The sequence below is a fragment of the Streptomyces sp. GESEQ-4 genome (assembly GCF_017948455.1).
Classification (GTDB): domain Bacteria; phylum Actinomycetota; class Actinomycetes; order Streptomycetales; family Streptomycetaceae; genus Streptomyces.
Genome location: NZ_JAFFSU010000064.1, coordinates 1 through 1999, shown reverse-complemented (window position 1 = coordinate 1999; position 1999 = coordinate 1). Strand labels below are relative to the sequence as shown.

Here is a 1999-nt window from a genome sequence, read left to right as displayed (position 1 = left end):
GAAGCCCATCCACACCCGACTGAGACCCGGACACCGCCGCAGGAACCGCTCCGCACGTCAAGTAGCCGTACAGAGGGGCATCAGCGCTCGTGTTCGCAAGCGTCCTGCGGACTGCCCGCCAGCCCTGAAGCAGGGTTTCAAAGCGGAGTCAGTCGAAGGTGCCTTTGCCTATATACGAGTAAAGCTGGCCAGGGCATTCTGTCTTGATGAAGTCCCGATGCCCCTTGACGTGGCGCCCTTTGACGTGGGCACCTGCCTGGTCGTAGGTCCGGACCCAGTCGGCAACGGCCTTGATCTCGTCCAGCATCGCCTGCGACGGCTGAGGGTCATCGGACCCGATCAGGCCGCAGATGGCGTAGTAGCGTTCGTTGTGCCACTGGCTGCCGTTGGCCCCCGGCTGAGAGCCGATGCCGCGCCCGACAAAGGTGTACCCATGGTGGCAGACCAGGTAGTTATAGGCGATGTCCCAGTACCGCTCGCCGCCGACGAGCGGCAGGGGATGCTGGTGCACGTGCTGGATGCGCCGCACCTGGAAGTAGCAGTCGTCGAAATGAGGCAGAGCTGTGTCGGGGGTGTGCTGCGGACGCATCTCCTTCCCACCGCCCTCGTAGTGGATTGCTACGCCACCCCATTCCGGCCAGAAGTGGGTGGTGTCGATCTGCGTGGGCGCTGCGGCCCTCCACTCCGAGCGGGAGATGAACCTCGGTATCCGCGGCGTTGAGAGCGGTTCCGCGTCGAAGGCCTCACGCACCTGCTCACCGGATGGCCTGGTCAGCTTCTGCCCTCCGACCACCTCGGTCCGCTGCGCCCACTCCCGTTCGGTCGACTGCCAATGAGACTCTCGTGCACTCATCTTGTCCCTCTTTGTTGGATTTTGATCATTGCGGTCAGGCGCTCACCTCAGCGACGGTGTCCGCGATCGGGACCGGCAGGCGGTGATGGCGCGCCCCTGTTTCTGAACCCCTGGCGGTCACCGTCGGGCTCTGGATGGCGGTGGTGCGGACCACCGCCAACGCGCAAGCCCCTACAGCCAACTCGGGGAGCGACCAGCGGTACGGGGCGTCATGAGACACCCGTTGGATCCCGGTCCCGGACCGTGCAGCGGTTCACGTGCCAGCTGATGACCGCAGTACTCAGCCGGCTTCGTCAGCTGCAGGTGCGGTAGTTGTATCCCGCGCTCCGCTTGACGCCGTCGTCATAGAACCCGTAGTGCCCGTCCCCGTCCCGCCAGATGGTGAAGCCGTGCCGGGGGCCGATGTACCTGTCGACGGTCGTGTCACCATCGATGTCCTCGAGCTTGCCGTAGCTGCCCGCCCAGCCGAACGTGTCCTCGCCCACCACACCGTCGTCATCCAAATGGTGCCTGGCCTGGAACGTCCGGGTGGCGTCGCGGGTCTTCGGGCCGAATATCCCGTCGATGTCCTCCCACGCGAGGAGTCCATCCGCCCACAGAACCTTCTGCCACAGACACGTCGCGTTGGAGTTCGTGTTCGTGCTGGTCGACAGGATGCCCTCGTCGTACCAGTCGTCAGCGAAGCCGCCTTTGCCGCTTACGTAGGCAGCTCCGGTGTAGCTGTTGCCGGCGGATGCGGGCGCGGCCGTCAGGCCGCTGATCGCCACCGCTGCCGCGGCGGCCGTCAGCGCGGTCGTAAGACGCCATGGGATTCGTGCATGCATGATTCCCCCGTGCGGAAACAGGAAGGGCTGTGGAACCCACCCCTGGTGGATCCTTGTGATCCCAGAACGTACGGTCCGCCCCGTACGACCCGCGTCCCACGCGGGGTTGAACCCCGGCGCAGACCAGCGCGGTAGCCGCCCGGTTCCTGCAACTTCCGCGGTACCGCAGGAGTTTGACGCCCATCCACCGGAACCGGCCTTACGCTGCTGCGATGCGGATCCGCCCCCTCGCCGTCGACGCGCTGATCGCGGCGGCGCTGACCAGTGTGGCCCTGCTGCTGGGGCCGGAGGCCGCGCGCCAGGGGCAGAACCCGCTCGACGC

General features: G+C 66.1%; 2 protein-coding genes. Both read right to left on the bottom strand.

Annotated features, from left to right (window positions below; genetic code table 11):
• Window positions 1-148 precede the first annotated feature (148 nt).
• Entirely contained in the window at window positions 149-853 is a 705-nt protein-coding gene (locus KCH48_RS41780; protein WP_210582869.1) for a peptidoglycan recognition family protein, read from the bottom strand.
• A gap of 293 nt (window positions 854-1146) precedes the next feature.
• Window positions 1147-1677 carry a peptidoglycan-binding protein gene (locus KCH48_RS41775; RefSeq protein ID WP_210582868.1) on the bottom strand — a complete coding sequence of 177 codons (531 nt, stop codon included), beginning with the start codon at window positions 1675-1677 and terminating at the stop codon, window positions 1147-1149.
• Window positions 1678-1999: the final 322 nt, after the last annotated feature.

Coding starts and splice junctions, on each gene's coding strand:
- KCH48_RS41780 (WP_210582869.1), bottom strand. CDS start 853: ATGAGTGCACGAGAGTCTCATTGGCAGTCGACCGAACGGGAGTGGGCG.
- KCH48_RS41775 (WP_210582868.1), bottom strand. CDS start 1,677: ATGCATGCACGAATCCCATGGCGTCTTACGACCGCGCTGACGGCCGCC.